The sequence below is a fragment of the Paenibacillus sp. GCM10027630 genome, from assembly GCF_042676305.1.
Lineage (GTDB): Bacteria > Bacillota > Bacilli > Paenibacillales > NBRC-103111 > Paenibacillus_S.
Map to the genome: position 1 here is coordinate 1 of NZ_JBHTGY010000069.1, position 1,224 is coordinate 1,224.

Sequence of the window (1,224 nt, forward strand, 5' to 3'; positions counted from 1 at the left end):
GCATGTATTAGGCACGCCGCCAGCGTTCGTCCTGAGCCAGGATCAAACTCTCCATTAAAGTTGGTCATGAAGACCGTTTAACGCAAGCTTGTCTTAAGCTCAAAAAACACTAGCAATTCATTGTAATTCATTATGGCATTCAACCATCATTTGTTCAGTTTTCAAAGAGCTTTCAGTTCTTATTTGATATCACAATTTTTGTCGTGACAAGAATTTATCTTATCAGAAACGACTGCATATTGCAACATCTTTTTTATTTCCACTTTCGAGCTTGTTCTTTATTTATCATCACCGGCTCAGCGGCGACAAGTGGTAATGTACCATAAATGCGATACTAATTGCAACTGTTTTTCTTCAATTATTTTCAAATCAGCCTCAAATGGCCCTCTTTCCGTATATAAACCCCTCTATTTCCTTGAAGAAAGCCTTCTCGAAGCCAATTGGTAACACTATTCAGATGGATGTGATCCACTTGGTGGCTCATTGCTTTTTGATCAGATCATAAGTTTCCAGCCCTTTTAAAGAATGTACATCGGAATAAGAATTTATGCAAAAACCGTTTAAGTCGAATGGAACTATCCTATTGATTAGTGAACCGCTAAAATAAATGTTCAAAGAGCACATAAGAAAAGCTTCGGATCGAAGTTCTTTCGATGAAGATACATTCGTGTTTTTTGTGAAAATAAGAAAGGGTTGTCCCAATTTTGGAACAGCCCCTCACGATTACAAAAGAATCTTCAAGCTTAAAGGTCCTTTTACACATTCTATGGGATACATTCACTCACTAGGTTTACCCTTTGAGATAGCCCTTCTTGGGTATTCCCAGCGAATAGCAGTGATGGATCCACTTTTCAACGCGCACTAAGCGCAGGGTTCGCGGTTCGTTTACAGCCTGGCATGGCCACGTGGGGCTCGACCGACCGACCACCATGACATGCCGCAACGCGCACCCGGGATTCGCACGTGTTGGAAAAATCCAGCAAGCCCCACGCAATTATCAGGAAATTATCACGTTATTTTCTCCCAAAATTAGCATTCCAAGCCCTATAACTGGAATTCCTCATGCTAATTCTAAGGAATTGGGCTGATCTCATCCCTTTCGCTTTGATTAGCAGGAGTTTTTCAGGCTGTCGAATTAAGCGCTTTCAATATCTCTCAAATTTTAATCCATACACCCTATTTCTCAATAGTGTTCTCGCAAAGCTCAATCTAGGTGTTAAAAGC

1 rRNA gene is annotated in these 1,224 nt (G+C 40.7%); it reads right to left on the reverse strand.

The features are described from left to right. A 16S ribosomal RNA gene (locus ACFQ0C_RS31655) occupies positions 1–58 on the reverse strand; the annotation flags it as partial. Positions 59–1,224: the final 1,166 nt, after the last annotated feature.